Origin of the sequence: Mycobacterium shottsii (assembly GCF_010728525.1) — a bacterium.
GTDB lineage: Bacteria > Actinomycetota > Actinomycetes > Mycobacteriales > Mycobacteriaceae > Mycobacterium > Mycobacterium marinum.
In genome coordinates this window covers 3,571,924-3,597,629 of record NZ_AP022572.1, presented here as the reverse complement: position 1 = coordinate 3,597,629, position 25,706 = coordinate 3,571,924, and the positions used below count along the sequence as shown (strand labels likewise).

The 25,706-nt window shown below is 64.4% G+C and carries 23 protein-coding genes, 1 tRNA gene and 1 pseudogene; 12 read left to right on the top strand and 13 right to left on the bottom strand.

Annotated features, from left to right (window positions below; all coding sequences use genetic code 11):
* Positions 1–113 precede the first annotated feature (113 nt).
* Complete coding sequence (locus G6N41_RS16575; protein ID WP_198967893.1) at positions 114–554, top strand: DUF402 domain-containing protein; 441 nt, start codon at positions 114–116, stop codon at positions 552–554.
* A 62-nt stretch (positions 555–616) separates the two neighbouring features.
* A complete protein-coding gene (locus tag G6N41_RS16570; protein ID WP_012394178.1) occupies positions 617–1,153 on the top strand; it encodes a DNA polymerase ligase N-terminal domain-containing protein in 537 nt (178 codons plus the stop codon).
* Positions 1,154–1,270: 117 nt separating this feature from the next.
* Here the strand turns inward: G6N41_RS16570 and coaE are convergent, their stop codons facing one another.
* From coaE to polA, 3 genes are all read right to left on the bottom strand, one after another.
* Complete coding sequence (gene coaE / locus G6N41_RS16565; protein ID WP_198965155.1) at positions 1,271–2,497, bottom strand: dephospho-CoA kinase; 1,227 nt, start codon at positions 2,495–2,497, stop codon at positions 1,271–1,273.
* A 12-nt stretch (positions 2,498–2,509) separates the two neighbouring features.
* On the bottom strand, positions 2,510–3,955 hold the full coding sequence (rpsA, locus tag G6N41_RS16560; RefSeq protein WP_198965154.1) for a 30S ribosomal protein S1: 1,446 nt from the start codon (positions 3,953–3,955) through the stop codon (positions 2,510–2,512).
* Positions 3,956–4,336: 381 nt separating this feature from the next.
* The gene (gene polA / locus G6N41_RS16555; protein ID WP_198967892.1) at positions 4,337–6,997 is read right to left on the bottom strand and encodes a DNA polymerase I; all 2,661 of its coding nucleotides are present in this window, start codon (positions 6,995–6,997) and stop codon (positions 4,337–4,339) included.
* A 142-nt stretch (positions 6,998–7,139) separates the two neighbouring features.
* Here polA and G6N41_RS16550 point away from each other — a divergent pair, with 142 nt between their 5' ends.
* Both G6N41_RS16550 and G6N41_RS16545 read left to right on the top strand, forming a co-directional pair.
* The gene (locus G6N41_RS16550; RefSeq protein WP_198965153.1) at positions 7,140–7,580 is read left to right on the top strand and encodes a Zn-ribbon domain-containing OB-fold protein; all 441 of its coding nucleotides are present in this window, start codon (positions 7,140–7,142) and stop codon (positions 7,578–7,580) included.
* Positions 7,580–8,782 carry a lipid-transfer protein gene (locus G6N41_RS16545; protein ID WP_198965152.1) on the top strand — a complete coding sequence of 401 codons (1,203 nt, stop codon included), beginning with the start codon at positions 7,580–7,582 and terminating at the stop codon, positions 8,780–8,782. The genes G6N41_RS16550 and G6N41_RS16545 overlap by 1 nt, the downstream gene beginning before the upstream one ends.
* Positions 8,783–8,826: 44 nt before the next feature.
* On the opposite strand, the gene G6N41_RS16540 is transcribed toward G6N41_RS16545, so the two are convergent.
* Positions 8,827–9,444, bottom strand: a complete 618-nt coding sequence (locus G6N41_RS16540) for an ANTAR domain-containing response regulator (RefSeq protein WP_198965151.1) — start codon at positions 9,442–9,444, stop codon at positions 8,827–8,829.
* Between the two features lie 126 nt (positions 9,445–9,570).
* On the opposite strand from G6N41_RS16540, the gene G6N41_RS16535 reads away from it, so the two are divergent.
* From G6N41_RS16535 to G6N41_RS16525, 3 genes are all read left to right on the top strand, one after another.
* Positions 9,571–9,647: transfer RNA gene (locus G6N41_RS16535), tRNA-Leu, on the top strand.
* Between the two features lie 98 nt (positions 9,648–9,745).
* On the top strand, positions 9,746–11,086 hold the full coding sequence (locus G6N41_RS16530) for an adenylate/guanylate cyclase domain-containing protein (protein WP_198965150.1): 1,341 nt from the start codon (positions 9,746–9,748) through the stop codon (positions 11,084–11,086).
* A 62-nt stretch (positions 11,087–11,148) separates the two neighbouring features.
* The gene (locus G6N41_RS16525; RefSeq protein WP_011739729.1) at positions 11,149–11,727 is read left to right on the top strand and encodes an HdeD family acid-resistance protein; all 579 of its coding nucleotides are present in this window, start codon (positions 11,149–11,151) and stop codon (positions 11,725–11,727) included.
* Positions 11,728–11,828: 101 nt separating this feature from the next.
* Here G6N41_RS16525 and G6N41_RS16520 read toward each other — a convergent pair whose 3' ends face one another.
* The 5 genes and pseudogenes from G6N41_RS16520 to G6N41_RS16500 all read right to left on the bottom strand — a co-directional run bounded on the left by G6N41_RS16520 (position 11,829) and on the right by G6N41_RS16500 (position 14,020).
* The gene (locus tag G6N41_RS16520) at positions 11,829–12,173 is read right to left on the bottom strand and encodes a transposase (protein WP_231608542.1); all 345 of its coding nucleotides are present in this window, start codon (positions 12,171–12,173) and stop codon (positions 11,829–11,831) included.
* A 208-nt stretch (positions 12,174–12,381) separates the two neighbouring features.
* The gene (locus G6N41_RS16515; RefSeq protein ID WP_198913342.1) at positions 12,382–12,543 is read right to left on the bottom strand and encodes a hypothetical protein; all 162 of its coding nucleotides are present in this window, start codon (positions 12,541–12,543) and stop codon (positions 12,382–12,384) included.
* The gene (locus tag G6N41_RS16510) at positions 12,519–12,836 is read right to left on the bottom strand and encodes a hypothetical protein (RefSeq protein WP_198965149.1); all 318 of its coding nucleotides are present in this window, start codon (positions 12,834–12,836) and stop codon (positions 12,519–12,521) included. The genes G6N41_RS16515 and G6N41_RS16510 overlap by 25 nt, the downstream gene beginning before the upstream one ends.
* Positions 12,790–13,661 (bottom strand): annotated as a pseudogene (locus G6N41_RS16505) (IS5 family transposase). The gene G6N41_RS16510 and the pseudogene G6N41_RS16505 overlap by 47 nt, the downstream one beginning before the upstream one ends.
* 143 nt (positions 13,662–13,804) lie before the next feature.
* Positions 13,805–14,020 (bottom strand): hypothetical protein, encoded by a 216-nt coding sequence (locus G6N41_RS16500; RefSeq protein WP_198968060.1) that lies wholly within the window; start codon positions 14,018–14,020, stop codon positions 13,805–13,807.
* 239 nt (positions 14,021–14,259) lie between these two features.
* Here G6N41_RS16500 and G6N41_RS16495 point away from each other — a divergent pair, with 239 nt between their 5' ends.
* The 4 genes from G6N41_RS16495 to cydC all read left to right on the top strand — a co-directional run bounded on the left by G6N41_RS16495 (position 14,260) and on the right by cydC (position 20,114).
* The gene (locus G6N41_RS16495; protein WP_231609020.1) at positions 14,260–15,660 is read left to right on the top strand and encodes a cytochrome ubiquinol oxidase subunit I; all 1,401 of its coding nucleotides are present in this window, start codon (positions 14,260–14,262) and stop codon (positions 15,658–15,660) included.
* Between the two features lie 47 nt (positions 15,661–15,707).
* Positions 15,708–16,748: a cytochrome d ubiquinol oxidase subunit II gene (gene cydB / locus G6N41_RS16490; protein WP_198965148.1), complete on the top strand. Its 1,041-nt coding sequence runs from the start codon at positions 15,708–15,710 to the stop codon at positions 16,746–16,748.
* 62 nt (positions 16,749–16,810) lie between these two features.
* On the top strand, positions 16,811–18,433 hold the full coding sequence (gene cydD / locus G6N41_RS16485) for a thiol reductant ABC exporter subunit CydD (protein ID WP_198965147.1): 1,623 nt from the start codon (positions 16,811–16,813) through the stop codon (positions 18,431–18,433).
* The gene (gene cydC, locus G6N41_RS16480) at positions 18,420–20,114 is read left to right on the top strand and encodes a thiol reductant ABC exporter subunit CydC (protein WP_198965146.1); all 1,695 of its coding nucleotides are present in this window, start codon (positions 18,420–18,422) and stop codon (positions 20,112–20,114) included. Before cydD ends, cydC begins: the two co-directional genes overlap by 14 nt.
* Here the strand turns inward: cydC and G6N41_RS16475 are convergent.
* The 3 genes from G6N41_RS16475 to pyk form a co-directional block, all read right to left on the bottom strand.
* On the bottom strand, positions 20,076–21,476 hold the full coding sequence (locus G6N41_RS16475; RefSeq protein ID WP_198967891.1) for a bifunctional lysylphosphatidylglycerol flippase/synthetase MprF: 1,401 nt from the start codon (positions 21,474–21,476) through the stop codon (positions 20,076–20,078). The genes cydC and G6N41_RS16475 overlap by 39 nt on opposite strands.
* Before the next feature lie 131 nt (positions 21,477–21,607).
* Positions 21,608–22,513 (bottom strand): acyl-CoA thioesterase II, encoded by a 906-nt coding sequence (locus G6N41_RS16470; RefSeq protein ID WP_198965145.1) that lies wholly within the window; start codon positions 22,511–22,513, stop codon positions 21,608–21,610.
* 99 nt (positions 22,514–22,612) lie between these two features.
* Positions 22,613–24,031, bottom strand: a complete 1,419-nt coding sequence (pyk, locus tag G6N41_RS16465; RefSeq protein ID WP_198965144.1) for a pyruvate kinase — start codon at positions 24,029–24,031, stop codon at positions 22,613–22,615.
* Positions 24,032–24,540: 509 nt separating this feature from the next.
* On the opposite strand from pyk, the gene G6N41_RS16460 reads away from it, so the two are divergent.
* Positions 24,541–25,191, top strand: coding sequence for a cutinase family protein (locus tag G6N41_RS16460; protein ID WP_231609019.1), 651 nt, complete (start codon positions 24,541–24,543; stop codon positions 25,189–25,191).
* Between the two features lie 21 nt (positions 25,192–25,212).
* Here G6N41_RS16460 and G6N41_RS16455 read toward each other — a convergent pair whose 3' ends face one another.
* Positions 25,213–25,653 (bottom strand): DUF2752 domain-containing protein, encoded by a 441-nt coding sequence (locus tag G6N41_RS16455; RefSeq protein WP_231389659.1) that lies wholly within the window; start codon positions 25,651–25,653, stop codon positions 25,213–25,215.
* Positions 25,654–25,706 lie beyond the last annotated feature (53 nt).

Below are 25,706 nucleotides of genomic sequence, written 5' to 3'. Positions count from 1 at the left end.
GCCGGAGGGAGACAACCACGGGTCTGAGCGGTCGGTAGGGTGTCATCATTCATCCGCCCAAGCACGAATCCTTCGACGTGGCCTCCCGCACCAATACCGATCCCAAAGGCATCGTGCGGGCGGTCGATGACTATGCGGTGCACCCGTGGGGGCTCTACCTGGCCCGGCCCACTCCGGGCCGCGCCCAGTTCCACTACCTCGAGTCGTGGCTGTTGCCGTCGTTGGGGTTGCGCGCCACGGTCTTCCACTTCAATCCGGGGCATGAGCGCGATTTCGACTATTACCTCGACGTCGGCGAATACACCGCGGGTCCCGCGAAATGGCACTCCGAGGACCACTACATCGACATCGAAGTTCGCACTGGTCAGGGGGCGAAACTGGCTGACGTCGACGAGTTGCTGGGCGCCTTCCACCACGGCCTGCTGACCCCCGAGGCGGCCGAGCAAGCGGTGCACAGGGCGGTGTCCGCGGTCGATGGGCTGGCCCACCACGATTACGACCTGGTGCGGTGGCTGGCATCCAAGGGCATGGCGCTCACATGGCGGCCCACGTGAGCGCATCACCCGACGCCCTTTCTGGGTCGTTTCCAGAATTGGCTAGTGGGTAATGCTGTCGTATGCCCCTCCGCGACAACCGCCACAACTGGCAATCCGACCAAGGCGTCCGACATCGGGGACGGCGCCGCTGGAAGAAGCGCAAACCCGACGAAGGGCCGCGTTTTGTCGTCCAGCATCACGCGGCAGGCAGCGGTCACTATGATTTCCGCCTCGAGATCGGCGGTGTCCTCGTATCCTGGGCGATCCCCAGCGGTCCGTCGACCAACCCCGAGTACAAGCGGATGGCCCGTCGCACCGAGAATCACCCCGTCAAATGGGCCTCATCCAAGGGAGTGATTCCCGACGCCGCATGCGGTGCCGGCGCCGTCGTCGTCTGGGACCAGGGCACCTACGCCAACAGAACCCAACATGAAATGACCAAAGGGCTCGATCGAGGTCATCTTTCGTTTCACTTGCACGGCCAGAAGTTGAGGGGCGGCTACGCCCTCACCCGGATTCGGGAGGGCAGCGAAGAGGCCTGGCTACTGGTCAAACGCAGCGACGATCATGCCGTTGCACCCAGCCAAGCGATGGGAAACGAACCCGAATCGCCGTGACGTTACTCGCGCCCACCGACCGATCGGCACCACATGGGGATGGGCCGCCAACCGGTGGCATGGAATCGCAACAGCGCATCCCAAACTGCGAAACCGCGCGGCGCACCACCGGACCGGCTACGGCCGCCATCCGGTCGAGTCGGCCCACTCCCATGCCCGCCGGTAGGCGTCGAGAAACCAGGGCTCCTTTGTGGTGACGTAATGCTCCACGCCGCCGCCGCCAGCGAGCGCCGCCTGCTTTTCTGCGTCGCGCTTGATGGCCAGATAATCGGCGCGGGCACCGGGATTGGCCCGCAGCCAGTCCACGAACAGCAGGGCGAACTGCTGATTGGGCCAGCCATCCACCCGAATGTGCACATTCGTCGGTCGGCCTGGGTCCGCGGAGGCATGAAAACGCTTATGCCACAACGCAGGGTCACGACCGTGGTCGTAGTGGTCGATGAGGCTGCGCGGGTCTTCCTTGGGGTTGTCCTGGGTGACGTGCTCGAGGCGCGGATAACCGGCCGAGCGCAGCCCCTCGGCCAGTTCGTCTGCTACCGCAAGTGATTCGACGGTGACCTGGATGTCGATGACGTCCTTGGCATCGAATCCCGCGACAGCGGTCGAGCCGATGTGGTCGACCCGCGACGCCTTGTGACCGCATGTGGTCTTGAGGCGCGCAACGATGCGCTGCGCCTGCTCTGGCCAACTCGGGTCTGCCGCCACCACACGGGCAGGAAACCGCGCAATCTGACCCACGCTCAGGTTGTGGGCGAAAGGCAGGATCCTGTTGTTCCACACGTCACGCGCACGCTCGACCAACGCATCGAGGCTGCCGGAATTGTCTAGCCAGACATCGGCGATGGCACGACGCTGCTCATCGCTAGCCTGTGCGGCAATCCTGGCGCGGGCATCGTCTTCGGACATGCCGCGCTGGTGGACCAGTCGTCGTAGCCGTACCTCCATGTCGGCATGCACGACAACCACGAGCGGGAACAGCGGAGCAATCCCCGATTCCACCAGCAGCGGAATGTCCTCTACCACAACCGCGTCATCGGATACTGCCGCGATGATCTCGGCGCGACGGCGGGCCACCAGCGGGTGCACGATGCCGTTGAGCTTCGAGCGTGACGCCTCATCCCGAAACGCCTTGGCAGCCAGCCCCGGCCGATCCAGTGCCCCATCGGGCAGCAGGATGTCATGGCCGAAGGCATCGACCAGCGCGGCCAGTCCTTCGGTACCCGGCTCAACTACTTCGCGAGCCAGCACATCGCCGTCGACGATGATGCCGCCACATTCTGCGAATGTCGCAGACAGCGCCGACTTTCCGGCACCGATGCCACCGGTAAGCCCGATGCGCAGCATCCGTGAGCGCGACTACCCGTTACCGGCGAGCTTTTCGCGCAGCGCGGCCAGTTGGGCATCGCTAGCCAGCGATCCACCCGCGGACTTCTCCGAGGAGCTGCTGCTCGACGAGCCACCACCATTGTCGCCATGTCCGACCGCCTCCGCAGCAGCGAACTTCTCCATCTGCGTGGTGTGCATCTTGTGCCGGCGCTCGGCCTCGGCGTAGCGGGCTTCCCATTCGGCACGCTGGGTGTCGAATCCTTCCATCCATTCGTTGGTTTCGGGATCGAAGCCCTCGGGGAAGATGTAGTTGCCCTGGTCGTCGTAGCTGTCGGCCATGCCGTACTTGGCCGGGTCGAACTCGTCGGTGTAGTCCTCGTTGGCCTGTTTGAGCGACAACGAGATCCGGCGACGCTCCAGGTCGATGTCGATGACCTTGACCATCGCGTCGTCGCCGACGGCGACCACCTGGTCGGGCACCTCGACGTGGCGCTCAGCCAGCTCGGAGATGTGCACCAGGCCCTCGATGCCCTCCTCGACTCGGACGAACGCACCGAAGGGCACCAGCTTGGTGACCTTGCCCGGCACGATCTGGCCGATGGCGTGGGTGCGGGCGAAGTGGCGCCACGGGTCTTCCTGAGTCGCCTTCAGCGACAACGAAACCCGCTCGCGGTCCATGTCGACGTCGAGCACCTCGACGGTGACCTCGTCGCCCACCTGAACCACCTCGGACGGGTGGTCGATGTGCTTCCAGGACAGCTCGGAGACGTGCACCAGACCGTCAACACCGCCGAGATCGACGAACGCGCCGAAGTTGACGATGGAGGAAACCACACCCTTGCGGATGGTGCCCTTCTGCAGCTGGTTGAGGAATTCGCTGCGCACCTCGGACTGGGTCTGCTCCAGCCAGGCCCGCCGCGACAAGACGACGTTGTTGCGGTTCTTGTCCAGCTCGATGATCTTGGCTTCGATCTCCTTGCCGATGTACGGCTGCAGATCACGAACCCGGCGCATCTCGACCAGCGAGGCAGGCAGGAAGCCACGAAGCCCGATGTCGAGGATCAGACCACCCTTGACCACCTCGATGACGGTGCCCTTGACGGCCTCGTCCTTCTCCTTGAGCGCCTCGATGGTGCCCCAGGCGCGCTCGTACTGTGCGCGCTTCTTGGAGAGGATGAGCCGGCCGTCTTTGTCCTCTTTGGTGAGAACCAGGGCCTCGACCTCGTCGCCCACAGTAACGACCTCATTGGGGTCGACGTCGTGTTTGATCGAGAGCTCGCGGGCGGGGATTACCCCTTCGGTCTTGTAGCCGATGTCGAGGAGCACCTCGTCCCGGTCCACTTTGACGATGGTGCCTTCGACGATGTCACCATCGTTGAAGTACTTGATCGTTTGGTCTATTGCGGCGAGAAAGTCCTCGGCGGAGCCAATGTCGTTGACGGCTACTTGCGGCGAGGTGACGGTGGGACTCGGCATATTGTTGGGTTGCTCCGGACAGGGTCGATCGTAGGGACTTAGGACAATTGTTTTTGGTGTAACCCGCCATCGAGCACCAGCGGGTATGCGTCGAGGCTACTCGACGGCGTGCATGCTGGACAAACTCGGCCTGCCCAGCCGGTGAATCGTGATCAGCCTACCCTGCGGTGCCCCGCCGGCCCAGGACGGGTGTCCGCCAAAGCAGCGCAACCGCTTCCAGCAGCATCAGCGGCACCTGTACCAGCGGCGCAACCGGGTAGCCAGGCCCCGAGCGTCGGTTGAAATGAACACATCGTTGGCGATGACGATGCTCGACAGTGGGGCCAAATGAGCGACAAGCAGTGCGGTGTTGCAGAGCCAGCTCGGGCCGCGCGGCACCGATCAGTGCGCGGCCGAGTCCCAGCTGCGGCCGAAGCCGACCGACACTTCCAGGGGCACATCGAGCGGATAGGCGCTGCCCATCTTGTCGCGTACCAGTGCCTCGATCTGTTCGCGCTCGCCGGCCGCTACTTCGAATAGCAATTCGTCGTGTACCTGCAACAACATGCGCGACTTGAGGGCGTGTTCTTTCAGCGCCTTGTCGACCTCGATCATCGCCACCTTGATGATGTCGGCGGCGCTGCCCTGCATCGGTGCGTTGAGCGCGGCGCGCTCCGCTGCCTCCCGTACCTGTCGATTACTGCTGTCCAGCTCGGGAAGGTAGCGCCGACGCCCCAACACCGTGGAGGTGTAGCCGTCTTTGCGGGCCTGTTCGACGACGGCCATCAGGTAGTCGCGCACCCCACCGAACCGAGAGAAGTACTGATCCATCTGGACCTTGGCGTCCTCGGTGGAGATCTTGAGCTGGCTGGACAGCCCGTATGCGCTCAGCCCGTATGCCAACCCGTAGGACATCGCCTTCACCCGGCGGCGCAACTCACCGCTTACTTCGTCGATGGGCACACCGAAGGCCCTCGAGGCCACAAACGAGTGCAGATCCTCGCCGGTGTTGAAGGCTTCGATAAGACCCTCATCGCGCGACAGGTGAGCCATGATCCGCATCTCGATCTGGCTGTAGTCGGCGGTCATCAGCTCGCTGTATCCGTCGCCGACCACGAAAGCGTCGCGGATCTGGCGGCCGGCGTCGGTACGGATCGGGATGTTCTGCAGGTTGGGCTCCGTCGACGACAACCGGCCCGTTGCAGCGATGGTCTGATTGAAGGTGGTGTGAATCCGGCCGTCGTCGGCGACCGAGTTCAACAACCCGTCCACGGTCACCTTCAGGCGGGTGACATCGCGGTGCGCCAACAAATGCTGCAGAAAAGGATGTCCGGTCTTGTCGAACAACGACTGCAGCGCGTCCGCGTCGGTGGTGTAACCCGTCTTGGTCCGCTTGGTCTTCGGCATTCCCAGCTCGTCGAACAGCACGACCTGCAGTTGCTTGGGTGAGCCCAGGTTGATCTGCTTGCCGATCACGGCGTAGGCGGCTTCAGCGGCATCGCAGATCTGGTCGGCGAACTGGCTTTGCAGCCCGCCGAGCATCGTCAGATCGACCGCGATGCCGGCCGTTTCCATTTCCGCGAGCACGTGTTGCACCGGCAACTCCATGTCGGCCAGCAACCCGGTGGAGTCGATCCTGTCCAGCTCGGCGTCAAGCGCATCGGCGAGGTCTATGACGGCGCGCGCCCGCAGGATTGCGGTCTGGGCGGCCGCGACGTCGGTGTCGTCATCATCGAGCAGCGAAAGTTGCTGCTGCTCAGGTGTTTCTGCCCGCAATTCGCGGCGCAGGTAGCGCAGTGAGAGATCGTCGAGAGTGAAGCTGCGCTGGCCCGGACGAACCAGATAGGCGGCCAGCGCGGTGTCGGAAGTGACACCGTTGAGCGTCCAGCCTCCGCCCCGCAGATCGTGGATAGCCAGCTTCGCCTCATGCAGTGCCTTGGGTTTGGCAGGGTCGGCCAGCCACTCACCCAGCGCCGCGTCGTCATCGGGGGTCAGCGTCGCGGTGTCGATGTAGCCGCCCTCGCCGTCGGCGGCGGCGAGGGCCAGTGCGGTGGCGTCGCCACCATGGGGCAGATGGGTACCCACGACCGTCAGGCCGCAGCGACGCCCGTCCACGACATGCTCGGCCAGCCACTGCGCCACTGCGCCGGGCGACACCGCACCTCCGCGAACGTCAAATCCCTGGTCGACCTCGGGTTCGACGGCGGCCAGCGTATCGAAGAGCCGGTCGCGCAACACCCGGAACTCGAGGTCGTCGAACAGCCGGTGAATCTGGTCGCGGTCCCAGGGCTGCAGCCGCAAGGCCTCTGGGGTCTGCGCCAACGGCACGTCGCGCACCAGATCAGTGAGTTCCCGGTTGCGCACCACGCTGGCCAGATTCGCCCGCAGCGAGTCGCCAACCTTGCCGCGCACCGAGTCAACCTGGTCGACCAGCCCCTGCAACGAACCGTATTCGACAATCCACTTGGACGCGGTCTTCTCCCCCACTCCGGGAATGCCGGGCAGGTTGTCGCTGGGATCACCGCGCAAGGCGGCGAAGTCGGGATACTGCACTGGGGTGAGCCCGTACTTCTCCACGACGGCCTCCGGGGTGAAGCGGGTGAGTTCGCTGACGCCCTTGCGCGGGTAGAGCACGGTCACGTCATCGCTGACCAGTTGCAGGGAGTCTCGGTCGCCGGTGACGACCAGCACCCGGTACCCCTCCCCTTCAGCCTGGGTGGCCAACGTCGCGATGATGTCGTCGGCCTCAAATCCCGGTGCGGCTAGCACCGTGATCCCCAGCGCGTTGAGAACTTCCTTGGTGATGTCGATCTGACCGTGGAACTCGTCGGGGGTCGAGCTTCGATTGGCCTTGTACTCCGGATAGCGCTCGGAGCGGAATGTCTGCCGTGAGACGTCAAATGCCGCCGCGATATGCGTGGGCGCTTCGTCGCGCAGGAGATTGATCAACATGGCGGTGAAGCCGTAGACGGCATTGGTGGTTAGCCCGCCGCGGGTCTTGAAGTTCTCCGCGGGCAGCGCATAGAACGCGCGAAAGGCTAGCGAATTGCCGTCTAGCAACATCAGCGTCGGCTTTGTGGATTGCTCGGTCGCGACACTCACGGCTCACACTCTAGGCATCCGGTGCGACGCGCCGACCGAGCCCAACCACCGGCAGAACTGCAACACGTTTCAGTTTTGTGCTCGTGCTGGGTAGGCTGGCCCGGTGCCAGAGGTCACCAGTCAACAACCGGCGGTCGCGGGTTGGTTCACCACCGATGAAGCCGGAAGCCCCCATCTGATCGGCAGTAAGTGCCCCCAGTGCGGTACTTATGTTTTCCCCCCGCGCGAGAACAACTGCCCCAATCCGGCTTGCGCCAACGACAAACTAGAGTCCGTTGCTTTATCCCGTCGGGGAAAGCTGTGGAGCTACACCGAGAACCGTTACGCTCCGCCCCCGCCCTACCCGTCCCCCGACCCCTTTGAGCCGTTCGCCGTCGCCGCGGTGGAGCTCGCCGACGAGGGGCTGATCGTGCTGGGCAAAGTTGTCGAAGGCACGCTGGCCGCCGACTTGAAGATCGGCATGGAGATGGAGCTGACGACCATGCCGCTGTTCACCGACGAGGACGGCGTCGAACGCATCGTGTACGCCTGGAGGATCGCCTGATGAGTGCCCCCGAACCCCTTTACATCCTTGGCGCGGGAATGCACCCGTGGGGCAAGTGGGGCAACGACTTCACCGAGTACGGGGTCGCTGCCGCCCGCGCCGCCCTGCGCGAAGCCGGTTTGGAATGGCGCCAGATCCAGCTGGTGGCCGGCGCGGACACCATCCGCAACGGATACCCGGGCTTTGTGGCCGGCGCCACCTTCGCGCAGAAGCTCGGCTGGAACGGCGTGCCGGTCAGTTCGAGCTACGCCGCGTGCGCCAGCGGCTCCCAGGCGCTGCAAAGCGCGCGGGCCCAGATTCTGGCCGGATTCTGCGATGTTGCGTTGGTGGTCGGCGCCGACACCACCCCGAAAGGGTTTTTCGCCCCGGTCGGCGGTGAGCGCAAAAACGATCCCGATTGGCAGCGATTCCACCTGATCGGGGCTACCAACCCGGTCTACTTCGCCTTGCTCGCGCGGCGCCGGATGGACCTGTACGGGGCCACCCTCGAGGATTTCGCCCAGGTGAAAGTCAAGAACTCCCGGCACGGCCTGCAAAACCCCAACGCCCGCTACCGCAAGGAAGTCTCGGTCGAGGACGTGCTGGCCAGCCAGGTAGTGGCTGAACCGTTGCGGTTGCTGGATATCTGCGCCACCTCCGACGGCGCGGCGGCCTTGATCGTGGCCAGCGCAAAGTTCGCTCGCGAACACCTGGGCTCGCTCGACGGGGTGCCATCGGTGTGCGCGGTCAGCACCGTGACCCCGCGCTACCCACAACATCTGCCCGAATTGCCGGACATCGCAACGGATTCCACGGCGGTAGTCCCCGCACCGGAGCGAGTGTTCAAGGATCAGATCCTCGATGCGGCCTATACCGAAGCCGGCATAGGCCCCGAGGACCTGAGCCTGGCTGAGGTGTACGACCTGTCCACCGCGCTAGAACTTGACTGGTACGAGCACCTGGGTCTGTGCCCGAAAGGTGAAGCCGAGGCGCTGCTGCGCAGCGGAGCGACGACCATCGGCGGCAGGGTGCCGGTCAACCCGTCCGGTGGGCTGGCCTGCTTCGGCGAGGCAATCCCCGCTCAGGCCATTGCCCAAGTCTGCGAGTTGAACTGGCAGCTGCGCGGTCAGGCCACCGGCCGGCAAGTGGAGAACGCCAGGGTGGGCGTGACGGCGAACCAGGGCCTGTTCGGGCACGGTTCCTCGGTGATCGTGGCGCGCTAGCGGCGACGCGCTGTGTCTGGCGTGACGGGTCGGCGCGCCCGGGACTAGGCCTCGTCGGGGGTATCCAGGGTTTCCAGGACCACCTCAGCCACCCGCTTCATGGTGGTCCGCCGGTCCATGGCGGCCCGCTGGATCCACTTGAAGGCCTCTGGCTCGGTCATCCCTCGTTTGGCCTGCAGCAAGCCTTTGGCGCGCTCAACGAGCTTGCGCGTTTCCAGACGGTCCGACAGTGTGGCGACTTCGTTTTCCAGCGCACTGATCTCGCTGAACCGGCTCACCGCCAGTTCAATCGCCGGAACCAGGTCACTGACGGTGAAAGGCTTCACCAGGTACGCCATCGCCCCGGCATCGCGAGCGCGTTCGACCAGATCGCGCTGACTGAACGCGGTCAGCACCACGATCGGCGCAATGCGTTTACTGGCGATCTCCGACGCGGCGTCGATGCCGTCGCGGCGCGGCATCTTCACATCCATGATCACCAGATCGGGCTTGTGCAGCTCGGCAAGCTCGACGGCTTCCTGGCCGTCGCCGGCCTCGCCGACGATGTCGTAACCCTCCTCTCGCAGCATTTCGGCCAAGTCCATGCGGATGAGCGCTTCGTCTTCCGCGATCAGGACTCGGCGTGTCTTCGCGGCATCGGCATCGGTGGTGGGGCCGGTCATGACGGACATTGTGACGTGAGCGGCTGGAATCAGGAACCTTGGGGGGCGGTGAGTCGGGACGAGGAGTCAAATCCACTATGGTTTGAGGCTCATCTAAGGTAGTAAGCCGCAACGGACAAGCGACAGGCCCTCGTATCCCAACTGGCAGAGGAAACGGATTCAAAACCCGTCCAGTGTGAGTTCGAATCTCACCGAGGGCACCAGCTCAGCAGCGAACTACCGGCGCAGCAAGCAGCCAAAACGCGCCGGGAGGTGGTCGTTCGACTGGGTAGACAACGAGCGCACCGGTAGGCTTTGAGCCGTGCCGGCCAAGAAATCGGCTAAGAAGTGTCGTACCGCACGGCGATCGTCTGAGGGCTTGCCCCGCCCGGACTCGGTCGCGGCCGTCCGCGAGCAAACCCGTGACCTCAATCAGCACTACGCCCACAGTGCGGCGCGCCGTGCCCGGGTCCTGAGCATCGCCGCCTTGTTGGCGGTGCTGATCAGCAGCAGCTTCATCCTGGTGCAATTCCTCACACAGGCGTGGATCTGGCAGATCAACCTGATCAACATCGCCGCAACGTTGGTCTTTGCGACCGTCCCGATGCTGCACCGCTTCGGGGAGCTGGTGGCGCCGCTGACGTTTGTCGGCGCAGCCTATGTCTCGGTTTTCGCCAGCTGCTGGAATGTGGGCACCGGGTCGGGAGCTCAGATGTTCTTCCTGGTGGGTGCCTGCCTGGTCGTGCTGGTGCTGGGCATTGAACACGTGGTGCTGGCGAGCGGCCTCGCGGCGCTCGCCGCCGCCCTGATCATCACCGTGGAATTCGTGGTTCCGCGTAACACCGGCGCCCAGTCGGCATGGCTCCAATCCCTCGGCTTCATCATCACCACCGTCTCCGCGTGCCTCCTGGTGTTCTTCACGGTGTGGTTTGCCCTCCGAGACACCGCGCGCGCCGAGGCCGTCATGGAGGCGCAGTACGACCGTTCAGAGGCGCTGTTGGCCAACATGCTGCCGGTGAGTGTGGCGGACCGGCTCAAGGAGCCCGAGCGAAACATCATCGCCGACAAATACGAAGAGGCCTACGTGCTGTTCGCCGACATCGTCGGCTTCACCGAGCGCGCGAGCTCGACCGCGCCGGCCGATCTGGTTCGATTCCTAGACCGTCTCTACAGCGCTTTCGACGCCCTGGTGGACAAATACGGGCTGGAAAAGATCAAGGTCAGCGGCGACTCCTACATGGTGGTCAGCGGAGTGCCACGGCCACGGCCCGATCATGTGCAGGCGTTGGCAGATTTTGCGCTCGATATGGTTGATGTCGCCGCCGGCATGAAAGATCCGCACAACCGCTCAGTGCCGCTACGGGTCGGCCTGGCCACCGGCCCCGTCGTCGCGGGTGTGGTGGGCTCACGCAGGTTCTTCTATGACGTTTGGGGCGACGCCGTCAACGTTGCGTCCCGGATGGAATCCACCGACTCGGTGGGCAAGATCCAGGTGCCGGATGAGGTCTACGAGCGGCTCAACAAAGACTTTGTGCTCCAGGAGCGCGGACACATCAATGTCAAAGGAAAAGGTGTGATGCGCACCTGGTATCTGATCGGCCACAAGCCGATCGACGAACCCACCGCCGTGCCCGCCGATGAGCCGAACGCCGCGCGCGTCTAGTTTTCGACACGTCCGGTCGGCCCACTAGACACAACCCTTTGCCCCTTTGCCAGGACCGTCACATGTGTCACACTGCGGCCATGGAAACCTCACCTGTCCCAAGCTTGTTACCGCATCTGTGGAAGTCAACGCTGACATCGGGAATCCTGTCGCTGATCCTTGGCGCGTTAATCCTGGCCTGGCCAGGAATTTCGGTCTTGGTTGCTGCCGTCGCCTTCGGCGTCTACCTCATCCTGACCGGGATCGCGCAGGTCATGTTCGCGTTCAGCCTGCATGTGTCGGCGGGCAGTCGAATCCTGCTGTTCATCAGCGGCGCGGCTTCGCTGATCCTGGCCGTGCTGGCCTTCCGCCACTTCGGCAATGCGGTCTTGCTGCTGGCCATCTGGATCGGCATCGGATTCATCTTCCGCGGCGTCGCCACCACGGTGTCGGCAATCAGCGACCCCACCCTGCCGGGTCGCGGATGGTCGATTTTCATCGGTGTCATTAGCCTGATCGCCGGCGTGGTGGTGATGGGCGCGCCGTTCGAGTCGATCATCACCCTGGCCATCGTCGTGGGCGTGTGGCTGGTGGTCATCGGCGCGTTCGAAGTCGTGTCGTCCTTCGGTATCCGCAAGGCATCTAAGTCGCTAGGGCTCTGACCCTCGGGCCGGGTGGCTCAATTGACGCCGTGATGCATCGAGTCAAGATGCCTGCGAAACCTGGTTCATGCATCAGGTAAGGAATGCCCGCGAAATCGGGGTCAGGTGGTGGTCTTGCTTTTGATGCGGATGCCGGCTTTGAGGGCGGGTAGAGCGGCGGGTATGGCGGCGAGGTAGAGCTGTTCGGTCTTGTCTTTGGCGAGTCTGAGCAGGGCGGCTTGCAGGTCGGCGATCTGGTGGGCGATCGCGGCGGGGTTGAGGCTGTTGCGGTAGGTGAGCAGCTCTGTTTGTTGGGCCGCTGAGAGGACTCCGGCGGCCAGCAGCCGGTCCAGGGGGGTCTGGGGCTTGTCGTAGAGCCGGCGGCGGTGACCGTCGCGGCTGCAGCCGTAGCTGATGGGTTTGATGGTGGGGTCAGGTAGTTGAGCCGGTCGTTGACCAGGTGCCACAGCCGGTTGAGCACGGCGCGTTCTTCGTCGGTGTCGTAGCGGTAGTAGAACCCGTAGCGACGCACGAGGTGGTTGTTTTTGGACTCGATGGTGGCCTGGTCGTTCTTCTTGTAGGGTCGTGAGCGGGTGAAGAAGATCTCCATGTCCGCGGCCCACTTGATGACCGCCTTATTGAGGAATTCGGTGCCGTTGTCGAAGTCCAAACCCGTTACCTTATAGGGATTTTAGTAATTCCGGTTTTGAGGGCGCCCAGGATGTGGGGGTGGGCGTTGTTGCGCACCGTGCGGGTGAACACCCAGCCGATGTGCATGTCGGTGAGGTTGACCGTGCGGGCGAACTCACCTTTCAGTGTCGGGCCGCAGTGCGCCACGGTGTCGCCTTCGAAGAACCCCGGAGATTCTTCGGCCTCATCGCCTGCTTTGCAGATGGTGATCGAGGACCGCAGCAGCGGGAGGGTTTCGTCGTCGACACACCCGAGATCTGGTCGCGGGCCTTGGCGCCGCGCAGGTAGCGGTCGATCGTGGCGCTGCTCATCGCCAACAGCTCGGCACGCACCGCCGGGCCGTAACGGTCACGGCCGTCCACCAGTTCGCCGTGGCGTTCTAGGTCCTGTCTGCTAATTGCGGACGCGGTGGTAGGTGATGATGGCGGCCAGGGTGACACCGCCGAGGTAGGTCAGGGCGTATTTGTCGTAGCAGGTGGCGACCGCGCGCCAGTGTTTGAGCCCGTTGAAGCTTCGCTCGACGGTGTTACGGTGCTTGTAGATTCGGCCTGAGAACCCCGGAGGCCGTCCTCCGTTGCGGCCTTTGGCTTTGCGGCGGGTGATCTGGTCGCTGCGCTCGGGGATGGTATGGGCGATCTTGAGCCGGCGCAGCTGTGCCCGCGTCGAGTCATGGGAGTACGCCTTGTCCGCCAGCAGGCGAAACGGGGCGTATGAGTTGCTGCACCGGGCGGCCAGCAATGGCCAAAGCATCGGATTATCACCGGCTTGACCGGCCGACAGTGCCAGGGTGACCGGACTGCACAGCTGGTCGGTCAAGGCGTGGATCTTGGTAGTCAGCCCGCCGCGGGAACGCCCAATGGCGTGGTCATCGGGCTCATCGAGATATTTCTTGTAATTCGACAGATCCCCCTGTGCGGCGCCCGGGGCGCTCCGGCTGCGTGTTGGTGGGCGCGCACACTGGTCGAATCGACCGACAACAGTGCGCCCAGGTCGGCGTCCTCGGCGTCGAGGTCAGAGGCGATCGCCGCGAAGATCCGCGCGTAGATGCCATCGACCGACCAGCGTAGATGCCTCTCGGCCACCGATTGCCAGGGACCGAAGTGCTCGGGCAGGTCACACCACGGAGATCCCGTACGGTAACGCCAGATAATGCCCTCCAGAGTACGTCGATGATCGTTCCACGGCCGGCCACGCCGCCGCCCCGCAGGCAACACCGCCACGATCAGCGACCACAAATCATCAGAAATCGCATGCGTCCGCATCACCCAAACAGCATCAGCCAAAACACCATTCACATTAAGCAGACACGCCCTAGAGCATCCAACTGAAGTGCCATGGAAGCGGCCAGGTACCGGCCCCACTGCCCGCCTGAGGCCGCCCACACCTTCTGCAACACCTTGAGCGCATCCTAGGAGTACTTCGGATTGCGTTGCCGGCGAGTCCGTTTGGCGACCTGCCGACCCGCTCCCGGCGGCGCGGCCGCCGCCCTCAACCGCCGCCGGGCGTTGTCACGCGACCAGCCGGTGACCGCCACCACCTGATCCAGAATCTGCCCCTTGCCCGCCTTCGGCGCCCCCACATACGCCCTGGCGAACTTCGCGGTGATCTCGGCCCGAGACGACATCGACAGCCCACTTCCCATGCCTGCCGAGGATCGACCGTTTCGCGGGCATTTTTACGTGATGCACCGAGGACGCTTCACGGGCATTTTTCGTGATGCTTGCCGGACGCTAGCGTCGGAGCCGCCCGGCCTACTACACTTCGTCGTAGCACGGTAAGACCACCCGCAGGCCCGGGAGATGGCACATGAATGTCGTCGATGTTTCGCGTTGGCAGTTCGGTATCACCACCGTCTAACACTTTATTTTCGTACCGCTCACGATCGGCCTTGCTCCCCTGCTGGCCATCATGCAGACAGCCTGGGTAATCACCGACGACCCCGCGTGGTACCGACTGACCAAGTTCTTCGGGAAGTTGTTCCTGATCAACTTCGCCATCGGCGTGGCGACGGGGATCGTCCAGGAATTCCAGTTCGGAATGAACTGGAGCGAGTACTCACGGTTCGTCGGCGACATCTTCGGCGCCCCCCTGGCCATGGAGGGCCTGATGGCCTTCTTCTTCGAATCCACCTTCATCGGATTGTGGATCTTCGGCTGGAGCAGGTTGCCCCGCCTTGTCCACCTGGCCTGCATCTGGATAGTCGCGATCAGCGTGAACGTGTCCGCGTTCTTCATCATCACGGCGAATTCGTTCATGCAACACCCGGTCGGTGCGCACTACAACCCCGAAACCCACCGCGCCGAACTGAACAGCATCGTGGCCTTGCTCACCAACAACACCGGACGAACCGCATTTGCCCACACGGTCACGGGCGCATTCCTCACCGCCGGGACGTTCGTCGCCGCCGTGAGCGCCTGGTGGCTGGTGCGTTCCAAGAATTCCCCCGTACCGCGTGGTACCCGGGCCATGTACCGTCCGGCGACCATCTTGGGGTGTTGGGTGGCGTTGATCGCCACGGTCGGCCTGTTCTTCAGCGGCGACTACCAAGGCAAGCTGATGTTTCAGCAGCAGCCGATGAAGATGGCTTCGGCAGAGTCATTGTGCGACACCCAAACCGATCCGAACTTCTCCATCCTCACGGTGGGTCGGCAGAACAACTGCGATGGCCTCACCCGAGTCATCGAGGTGCCCTACGTATTACCGATCCTGGCGCAGGGCAGGCCGACCAACGTCACCCTGCAAGGCGTGCGTGACCTGCAACGGGACTACCAACAGCGATTCGGTCCAAATGACTACCGCCCCAATCTCTTCGTCACCTACTGGTCGTTTCGCGCCATGATCGGATTCCTGGCAATCCCAGTCCTGTTCGCGTTGCTTGCGCTGTGGCTGACTCGCGGTGGACGCATCCCGGACAAGCGTTGGTTCGGATGGCTTGCGCTGCTGACGATTCCGACTCCGTTCCTGGCCAACATCTCCGGGTGGGTGTTCACCGAGATGGGCCGCCAGCCCTGGATCGTGGCTCCGAACCCAACCGGTGACCCCAACGTTCGGCTCACCGTCGCAACCGCGGTGTCCAACCTGACCACCGCCACGGTCGTCACCTCCCTGGTGACATTCACGCTTGTCTACGCGGTGCTCGCGGTCATCTGGTTTTGGCTGCTCAAACGCTACATAGTCGAGGGCCCGCTGGAACACGACGCCGAGCCTGCTCCGCCACGCGCACCCGACGACGACGAGGTAGCACCTCTGTCGTTCGCCTATTGAGACCGGGCAAGGCCCAAGCCACCAACTCAAGAGAAGGGAGCTGACCGTTGGGACTCCAAGAGTTGTGGTTCGCTGTCATCGCGGTGCTGTTCCTTGGATTCTTCATCCTCGAGGGATTCGACTTCGGCGTAGGCATGCTGATGGCACCCTTCGCACATTTCGGCACGGGTGATCCGGAGATCCACCGGCGCACCGCTCTCAACACCATTGGACCGGTTTGGGACGGCAACGAGGTGTGGCTGATCACCGGCGTCGCGGCCATGTTCGCCGCATTTCCCGGCTGGTACGCCACGGTGTTCTCCACGCTGTACTTGCCGCTGCTGGCCATCGTGTTCGGCATGATCGTGCGCTCGGTGGCCATCGAGTGGCGCGGCAAGGTCGATGACCCAAAGTGGCGGGCGCTGGCCGACTTCGGCATTGCAGCCGGGTCCTGGTTGCCGGCCATACTCTGGGGCGTCGCATTCGCCATCCTGGTGCGAGGCCTGCCCGTCGATGCCAACGGTCACGTGGCCCTGTCAATCGGCGATGTGCTCAACGCGTACACCCTGTTGGGCGGATTGGCCACCGCCGGCCTGTTTCTGTTCTACGGGGCGGTGTTTGTCGCCTTGAAGACGGCGGGCCCGATTCACGACGACGCATACCGGTTTGCCGTCTTGTTGTCGCTTCCCGTCACGGTCCTGGTCGCCGGATTTGGGGTTTGGACCCAGTTGGCTTATGGCAAGCAGTGGACCTGGGCCTTGCTGGGGGTGGCCGTGATTGCGCAGCTGGCGGCGGTGCTGCTGGTCTGGCGACGCGTATCCGATGGCTGGGCGTTCCTCTGCATCGCGCTGGTAGTGGCAGCCGTGGTGCTCCTGCTGTTCGGTGCCCTATACCCGAATCTGGTGCCGTCGACGCTCAACGAGCGATGGAACGTAACGATCTACAACGCCTCCTCGACGCCCTACACGCTCAAGATCATGACCTGGGTTACCGCGTTGTTCGCCCCGCTGACGGTGGTCTACCAGGCCTGGACGTACTGGGTCTTCCGGCAGCGGATTTCGGCCGAGCGGATACCGCCGTCGGTAGGTCTGGCTAGGCGCCCCTCCTGACCGCAAGGGCCTCGACCACCCGCGCGCCACTGGACCCGCGGCTGTGGCGGGCGTCGGCCGCGTTGCGGTGCTATCTGATCGCCTCGGTGACCTGCGTAGTGGTCATCTCGGGCTGTGCCATTGCCTCGGCGATCGTGCTGGCGAGCATGGTCGCGCGCGTCGCCAGCGACCCCTCGGCACGGTGTTTACGCTGCTGGCTGGGCTCGCTGTTGATGTTGTCGGCGCTGTGGGCGTTGCGCGCGGTGACGCACTGGCTGCAGGCGCGCCTGGGCCAGCGAGGGGCCAGCGCGGTGATCGCCGAGCTCAGTGGGCAGGTGCTGGAGTCGGTGACGGCCCGCCAGCCCAACGAATTGGCGGCACAACGCGATGCCGCCGCGGTGGTGGTAACCCGCGGACTGGACGGTTTGCGACCCTATTTCACCGGCTACCTGCCCACGCTGTTTCTTGCGGCGATCCTGACCCCGGCCACCGTGGTGATGATCGCGGTCTACGACGTGAAGTCGGCGCTGATCGCGGTGATCACCCTTCCACTGATCCCGGTCTTCATGGTCTTGATCGGGTTGGCTACCGCTGAGCGGTCAGCGGCGGCTCTGGCCGCAATGGCCACCTTGCAGGCCCGATTGCTGGATCTGATCGCCGGAATCCCCACCCTGCGGGCGCTGGGCCGAGCCTCCGGCCCTGAACAACGCATCGCCGAGCTCAGCGCCGCGCATCGGCGCTCGGCCCTGGCGACACTGCGAATTGCCTTCTTGTCAGCTCTGGTGCTCGAACTGCTGGCGATTCTGGGCGTGGCTGTGATTGCCGTCAGCATCGGACTGCGCCTGGTGTTCGGTGAAATGACACTGACCGCCGGTCTCACGGTGTTACTGCTGGCCCCGGACGTGTACTGGCCGCTGCGCCGCATTGGCGTGGAGTTTCACGCCGCCCAGGACGGGAAATCCGCGGCCGAACAGGCATTCACGCTCATCGGCGAAACGGCTTGCACCCCACCGGCTCGACGAGCGGTAACCGCCCGTGGGGCGACGATCCACCTCCAAAATCTCAGCGTCACCGGACGCGACGGCCGATCACCACACAACTTGACCGCCACCATCGAACCCGGCCAGGTGACGGTGCTTACCGGACAAAACGGCGCGGGCAAGAGCACCACACTGCAGCTGATCGCGGGGCTCACCACGCCGTCAAACGGGCGGCTTACCGTCGCTGGAATCGACATCAGCGAGCTGGATCCCGTCGACTGGTGGCGCCAGTTGTCCTGGTTGCCGCAGCGTTCGGTGCTGGTCCCCGGAACGGTCCGTGACAACCTGGTGCTACTTGGTGAGCTGGCCGATTTGGACAGCGCCTGCGCGGCGTCGGGCTTCGACGCGGTCCTGGCTGAGCTCCCGGACGGATTGGACACGGTGCTGGGCCGAGACGGCGTCGGTTTGTCGCTCGGGCAGCGACAACGTTTGACCCTGGCCCGCGTCCTGGGATCGCCTTCCCCGGTGCTGCTACTCGACGAGCCCACCGCACACCTGGACTCGCACACCGAGGAGCAAGTGCTGCAGGCCATCGCCGAACGGGCTCGCACCGGTGCGACCGTGATGGTGGTCGGACATCGCGAACCGGTGGTTGCCATCGGCGACCAGGTAATCGAGGTAACCCGCGACGGACTCGATACTCAGGCCGGCTATGTCCCGGTCTGATTCCCTATCGGCCGCATGCGACCTGTTGCGTCCGAGGCTGCCCCGGGTGCTCGCCGCGATCGCCCTGGGGGTGTTGTCCCTGGGCAGCGCCCTGGCACTGGCCGGCGTGTCGGCCTGGCTGATAACCCGGGCATCGCAGATGCCGCCGGTGCTTGACCTATCGATCGCCGTCGTCGCGGTGCGGACGTTAGCGATCTCGCGGGGCGTTCTGCACTATTGCGAGCGACTGGCCACCCACGACATCGCGCTACGCGCGGCAGGCACCGCGCGTGCCCGGATCTATCAGCGACTAGCCGAAGGACCGGTAGCAGCGGCATTCCGGTTATCCAGCGGCGACCTGGTGGCGCGCGTCGGTAGCGACGTTGACACCTTGGCTGACGTGCTGGTGCGCGCCCTGGTTCCGGTGGGCGTGGCGGCGGTGCTGGCACCGGCTGCGATCGGGGTGGTCGCGGTCATATCACTGCCGGCAGCTGCCGTATTGACGATGTGCTTGATCGTGGCCGGGATAGTTGCGCCGTCGCTTGCCCGCAGAGCGGCGCAATCACAGGAAGCGCTGGCCCGCCAGCATCATGCCGGCCGGGATGAGTCGGCGATGGTCGCCCTCGAACATGCCCCCGAACTCCGGGTCGGCGGCGTGCTACCTGCAGTGATCACGAAATCACAACGGCAACAACATGCCTGGGGCGAGGCCATGGATGCGGCGGCGCGTCCCGCCGCGATCGCCGAAGCCGTACCGACAGCGGCAATCGGAACAAGCGTGCTCGGAGCGGTGGTGGCCGGAATCCTCATGGCCCCCACCGTCGCGCCCACCACCCTGGCGGTCCTGATGTTGCTGCCCCTGTCTGCCTTCGAGGCCACGAACGCTCTCCCGGCCGCTGCGTTTCAGCTGACCCGGTCCCGAATCGCGTTGCACCGGTTGATCGAACTCGCTGGGCGCGACGTCAACCCGCCGACCGATACCGCGATCGCAACGCTGGAATCCCCCACGCTCGGCCAGCTGTCAGCGGATATCTATTCCGGCCATTGGCGGGCCCACGCCACCCGGACCACGATCGAGCTGTCACCGGGGGCTCGGCTGGCCGTCACGGGCCCCAGCGGCTCCGGAAAGACGACCCTACTAATGACCCTGGCCGGGCTGCTATCGCCGCTGCAGGGGCAGGTGCTATTGAACGGAATCAGTCTGACCCGGTTCGATGACGCCGAATTACGCAGCACCATTGGGTTTTTCGCTGAAGACGCGCACATCTTCGCGACTACCGTGCGCGACAACTTGCTGGTTGTCCGCGGAGATTGCACCGATGACGAGCTGGTGACCACCCTGGATAGGGTCGGCCTCGGCGCGTGGCTCGCCGGTCTTCCCCACAGCCTGTCGACGGTCTTGATCGGTGGCGCGCAGGCGGTCTCCGCGGGCCAGCGCCGACGGCTCCTGCTCGCCCGCGCAGCGCTTTCGCCCGCCCAGATCGTGTTGCTCGACGAACCCACCGAGCACCTCGACGCAACCGACGCCGATCGCATTCTTCGTGACCTCCTGTCCTCGGAGACCGGTCTGCTACCCGTCGCCAAGACCGTCGTGGTGGCCACCCACCACCTCTCCGAAAACATTCGGTGTGACCGGATGAACATCCCTTCCCGGCAAGAGGTCTCACCGAAGGTGACGCCGACGCGGCATGAACTCCAGTGAGAGCAGTACGACCAGCAGCGGAATGACCTGAGTCACGGTGATCAACGCATACCGCCGCTGGTCGAGCGCGTGGAACTTGCACAGGTAGCGGTATAGCGACTCGAGGGAGATCAAGGGGTCAAGCAAGTGGATCAACAGGTAGAACAGGCGCTGCGGCCGGCTACGGTGACACTCGTCGAAGATTTCCGGAAACGCCGCGAATGCCAGTGACAGTCGCTGCGCCCCCGCGTCTTTGGCAGCAATGATCATGTCGACGCTGAGCCGTTCGTCGATCCCGTTCGGGGCCCCACTCCGACGCCACGGCACATCCAGGGAATAGTCGCTACCGCGCCCGGCCGTCGTGAACCGGTCAAATTCCTGTACCCGCCCGGAAACATCGCGAGCAATGATCAGCTGCACCCCGGGGTATGTACCTTCGAGCACGCCGTCCAGACTCATGCAGAAGCCACGGTCGTTTCGGGCCCCTTTGGGTGATGCCAGCAGCATCTCGGCCAGCTCTGCCCGCCGTGTGTCGTCGAGCTCCTGCTCGGCCACGATTTCGGTGGTGATGCCCGCGTTGCGGGTGCGCTTGACGGCCTGACGCAGGTTGCGGAACTTTCGGCCCACCATGGCGAAGCTCCGCACGTCGATGACGACATCGCAACCGATGGGAACCGCGCGCAGGGATTGGCCGACCAGCGCACGGTCAGCCCATAGGTCGAGCCACCGCTCGCTGCAAGCCAAGACCGCGATCCGCCAGCCGTGGGTGTGACACATGGCGGCGAAGTCGGCGATCAGTTGCGGAAACTGCGATTCCGCACCAATCGGGTCGCCGGCGACGACCGCAAAACCCATCCGCGTCCGATATGCCAGCGCCGCGGTACCGGCCGCGCTGAAGTGATAGCACTTGCCCGCCTGCATCGCGAACGGCGCCAACGGATCCGCACTGGTGGCGTTGATCAAGGCCCACACTCGCGGTAGGTCCCCGGGCCGCGGATGCGCCGACGTTGGCCACATCAGCACCAGTCCCGATCCGGCGATCAATAGTTCACCGGCCAGACTAAAAGACAACACATGCGCGCCCAGGCCAAGGACCAGGATCAAGGCGGCCACAATCGCATGCATCGCAGTCACCGGGCGCCCCAGGAAGATGCCTCGCGCGATCAGCGCCACCGCGGCCAGCACCGTCAACGACCAGCTCAGCCGGCCAGCGGCCTGCCAATCCTCGTGCCGGTAGTTTCGGGCCAGCAACGCAATGAGCCAGCAGGCCGCGCAGAACACCGCCAGTGCCCCAACGCAGCGGGCGGTGACAGAGTCGACGTTGACGACAACGCGTTCGCGTGCCCGAACGCGCGGCACAACCTCGACCGACGATCCGTCCACACTCACCTCCCGACAGCGCGATTCTCAGCTGGGCGGTACGCCTACTACCAGGAACGTTACGCCTGAGCAGAGCCGGACCGGCCCAGGTTCAGGTGCTTGTCGTCGCCGCTGCGCGCATCCTCGCGCGGGGTCTATCGTCGTGCGGCGGGGAAATACTTCAGCACGCCTTCCTGCACCACCGTCGCCACCGGCTGGCCGGCGCGATTGAAGAAGTGCCCAGTGCCCAGGCCGCGTGAGTCTGCCGCCACCGGTGACGATGTGGAATACAGCACCCAATCGTTGAAGTCGACCTGCCGGTGAAACCACACCGAATGGTTGGCCGAGGCGGCGAAAATGCGGTCAAACCCCCAGGACAGGCCGTGGGTGGTGATCACCGAGTCCAGCACGGTGGTATCCGAGGAATACAGCATCGTCGCGGTGTGCAGGATCGGATCGTCGGGCAGTTTACCCAAAGCCTTTACCCAGACCCGGTTGTAGTGAAGCCGCTCCCCCTTGTCACGCATCACCCAGGACGGATCGTTGGTGTAGCGCCATTCGATCGGCTGCAGCGCGTTGACGAAGTGCGGAACGGTCTCCTCGTAGCCGCGCAGCAGCTCGCCAATGGGCGGGCGAGTTTCTGGATCGGCCACCGGCGGCGGCTCGACACCATGCTCGAGCCCACGCCCGCCCGACATGTAGGAGATCATCGCCGAGGACAGCAGCGTCTCATTCTGCACCGCGTCGATCCGTCGATTGGCGAAACGACGCTCGTCGCGCAGCCGCACCACCTGGAATTCGATGTCTTTCGTCGTGTCGCCACCGTTGATGAAGTGCACCGAGAGCGCGCTGGGCAGTAGATCGTCTCGAAGCAACGTGCGGCTGCTGGCAACAAATGACTGAGCCATCAGCAGCCCACCGAATGTTCGCATCGGGTTCTTGCTGGGATGGGCCCCGATGAACCGATCATCCGCGACGCGTTTGAGGTCTAGGACCGCGAGCAGTTCCTCGAAGTCCGACTTGGCTTCGTCTCGCACGTTGGGCTCATCGCCGGCCGGCATGGGCTCGCTCTCCTCCAGATTCGGTGGCCCAGCTCAGGCGGCGCTTCGCGGTCGCGCGGATTCCTGGGTGGGACTCAATTCCCCGGCTCCTGGGCCAGGTTAGACGTCGTCCTCACCGATCCGGTGCACGTGAATCAGATTGGTCGAACCCACGGTCCCCGGCGGTGCACCCGCGACGATGACCACCAGATCACCACGCTTGTAGCGGCCGAGTTCTAGCAGCGATTTGTCGACCTGCCGGATCATGCCGTCAGTCGAGTCCATCTCCGGGACGATGAAAGTCTCGGTGCCCCAGGTCATCGCGAGCTGACTGCGCACCTCGGGCCAAGCGGTGAAGGCCAGCAGCGGCAATGGGGTATGCAGCCGAGCAAGCCGTCGCACGGTATCGCCGGACTGAGTGAAGGCGACCAACGCCTTGGCGTCGAGTCGTTCACCGATGTCGCGGGCCGCATAGGAGATCACTCCCCGCTTGGTGCGCGGCACATGGGTCAACGGCGGGGCCGCCGTCGAGTTCTCTTCAACCGCGCAGACGATGCGCGACATCGTCCGGACCGCAGCAAGTGGGTACTTGCCCACCGAGGTCTCACCGGACAGCATCAGGGCATCGGCGCCGTCAAGCACGGCGTTGGCGACGTCAGAGGCCTCGGCACGAGTGGGCCGCGAGTTCTCCATCATCGAGTCGAGCATCTGGGTCGCCACGATCACCGGTTTGGCGTTCTCCCGGGCGATCTGGATGGCCCGCTTCTGTACCAGCGGGACCTCTTCCAGCGGCAGCTCTACCCCCAGATCGCCGCGGGCCACCATGACGGCGTCGAATGCCAACACGATGGCTTCGAGATTGTCGATCGCTTCGGGCTTTTCCAGCTTCGCGATCACCGGAACTCGCCGGCCGATCCGGTCCATCACCTCATGCACGAGTTCCACGTCCGAAGGCGACCGCACGAAGGACAGCGCGACCATGTCGACACCCAGATTGAGCGCGAACGTGAGGTCGTCGATGTCCTTCCCCGATAGCGCCGGCGCAGATACATTCATCCCCGGCAGGGAGATTCCCTTGTTGTTGCTGACCGGGCCGCCTTCTACGACTGTGCAGACCACGTCGTTGCCGTCGATGTGATCGACGATCAATCCGACCTTGCCGTCATCAACGAGCACCCGGTCACCGGCCACGGCATCCTGGGCCAGCCTCTTGTAGGTGGTAGATACCCGGTCACGGCACCCTTCACACCCCTCGACCGTGATCCGGACCGTGTCCCCGTCAGCCCAATAGGTCGGGCCATCAGCGAAGCGGCCCAACCTGATCTTCGGGCCTTGCAGATCGGCGAGCACGCCAACCGCGCGCCCCGTGGCGTCAGAGGCAGCACGCACGCGCTCATATGCGGCTTCGTGATCCGGGTAGTCGCCGTGGCTGAAGTTCATTCGGGCGACGTCCATTCCGGCTTCGACCAGCTCTTTGACCAAGTCGTCCTGTTGCGTAGCCGGCCCGAGGGTGCAGACGATCTTTCCGCGTCTAGTCACGCCGTCAAAGCATAGTCGTGGTTGTGAGTCGCCGGTGTTTCGCAATGATATCGGCCCGGATTGGATCCGCGGATCATCAACCGTGGCTTCGCTCACCGCTAGTGCAACGGAGTCCTCTGGCGGGGCACCAAAACGCGCGGTGACCAAGGCACATCGTCACCGCGTCCACCGCCGCCAACCTCAGATGCGGGGCTGGTGGGGCGCTGGAAGTCTGCGCTGCCCGGGCAACTTTGGGATCCGGGCCAGCGTGGCGCGGGTAGACGCACGCGCGGGGCTTCCGCAAGCTGAACGCGAGTTTCATCTCAACGGCCTCGCGGGCAAGGGCGTGCGCGGGTCCGGCCGAGATGCCGGACACGCCTCTTGGAAAAGGTGCCGAACAATTGCCAGTTTGAGAAACTGGTCACATGGGCAACTACAGCGGCATGAATGCATCTCACATCGTCCGTTTCCTGGGGCCGGCGGTGATAACGGCTTGCGGCCTCAGCGCTTCCGTGTAATCTACCGTCGCCATTCCGTCTGCATCCGCCGAGCCATGCCCCGATGTCGAGGTGGTGTTTGCCCGCGGCACCGGCGAACCGCCCGGCCTTGGCCCCACCGGCCAGGCATTCGTCGACTCTCTGCGTTCGCACATCGGTGGGCGATCACTCGACGTGTACCCGGTCAACTATCCGGCCAGCGACAACTGGGACACCGGCCTGGACGGCATCAGAGATGCGGGCACTCATGTCGTTTCGATGGCGGGACAATGCCCCCAGACCAAGATGGTGCTGGGCGGCTATTCACAGGGCGCGGCGGTGATGGGCTTTGTCACCTCTGCTGCGGTGCCAGCGGGAGTCGATCCCGCGACCGTCCCCAAGCCGCTGCAACCGGATGTGGCTGAGCACGTCGCTGCGGTGGTCCTGTTCGGCATGCCGAATGTGCGGGCCATGGACTTTCTGGGTGAACCCGCCGTCGAAATCGGCCCTGCCTACCAGGCGAAGACCATCAAGGTCTGCGTCCCCGAGGATCCGGTTTGTTCCGACGGCCTCAATTTCGCCGCGCATAATGCCTACGCCGACGACGGGGCCGTGGTCGATCAGGGGGTGGCGTTTGCCGCCAGCCGACTCGGTGGAGACCCAGGCGGGCCGGTGCCGGCTCCGTCGTCCGGTTTCGGCAACTGAGGACAGTGCCCTCGACCGCGGTCAAGGACCATAGACGGCGGGCACCAGCGGAAATCCGGGCAGGTTGCGCAGCACCGTCCATACGATCATCGCTACCCCGACCACGATCATCGCCGCTAGCGGCAGCGATGTGCGGCCCCGGCGTCGGCGCAGCAGGGCCCACGCTCCCAGCACAGGGATCCCGACAAGCAGGAAGACGTTGTCGTTGATGCTGGCCACCAGGTCACCGTGCAACAGGTCATGCACCATCCGTAGGCCGCCACAGGCGGGACAATCCCAACCGGTGAGCCACTTGAACGGACACGCTGGGTAGGCCGAATTCGCGCCGTGCGGGTCGACCAAACCGATGTAGCCAAGGGCCGCGGCCAACAATCCGGCCGACGCTACGGCGCCATAGCGGCCGGGGCGCTGGCTATGTACATCGCGCCGCCCCGGCTCAGCGGAGCCCTGACTAGGTTCCATCACGCAACGGGCGACCCCATGTCAATGGCCAAGTTGAAGTATCCGCTGGTGGC

Coding starts and splice junctions, on each gene's coding strand:
- G6N41_RS16570 (WP_012394178.1), top strand. CDS start 617: ATGCCCCTCCGCGACAACCGCCACAACTGGCAATCCGACCAAGGCGTC.
- coaE (WP_198965155.1), bottom strand. CDS start 2,497: ATGCTGCGCATCGGGCTTACCGGTGGCATCGGTGCCGGAAAGTCGGCG.
- rpsA (WP_198965154.1), bottom strand. CDS start 3,955: ATGCCGAGTCCCACCGTCACCTCGCCGCAAGTAGCCGTCAACGACATT.
- polA (WP_198967892.1), bottom strand. CDS start 6,997: ATGTTGCTAGACGGCAATTCGCTAGCCTTTCGCGCGTTCTATGCGCTG.
- G6N41_RS16545 (WP_198965152.1), top strand. CDS start 7,580: ATGAGTGCCCCCGAACCCCTTTACATCCTTGGCGCGGGAATGCACCCG.
- G6N41_RS16540 (WP_198965151.1), bottom strand. CDS start 9,444: ATGACCGGCCCCACCACCGATGCCGATGCCGCGAAGACACGCCGAGTC.
- G6N41_RS16525 (WP_011739729.1), top strand. CDS start 11,149: ATGTGTCACACTGCGGCCATGGAAACCTCACCTGTCCCAAGCTTGTTA.
- G6N41_RS16500 (WP_198968060.1), bottom strand. CDS start 14,020: ATGTCGTCTCGGGCCGAGATCACCGCGAAGTTCGCCAGGGCGTATGTG.
- cydC (WP_198965146.1), top strand. CDS start 18,420: ATGTCCCGGTCTGATTCCCTATCGGCCGCATGCGACCTGTTGCGTCCG.
- G6N41_RS16470 (WP_198965145.1), bottom strand. CDS start 22,513: ATGCCGGCCGGCGATGAGCCCAACGTGCGAGACGAAGCCAAGTCGGAC.
- G6N41_RS16455 (WP_231389659.1), bottom strand. CDS start 25,653: ATGGAACCTAGTCAGGGCTCCGCTGAGCCGGGGCGGCGCGATGTACAT.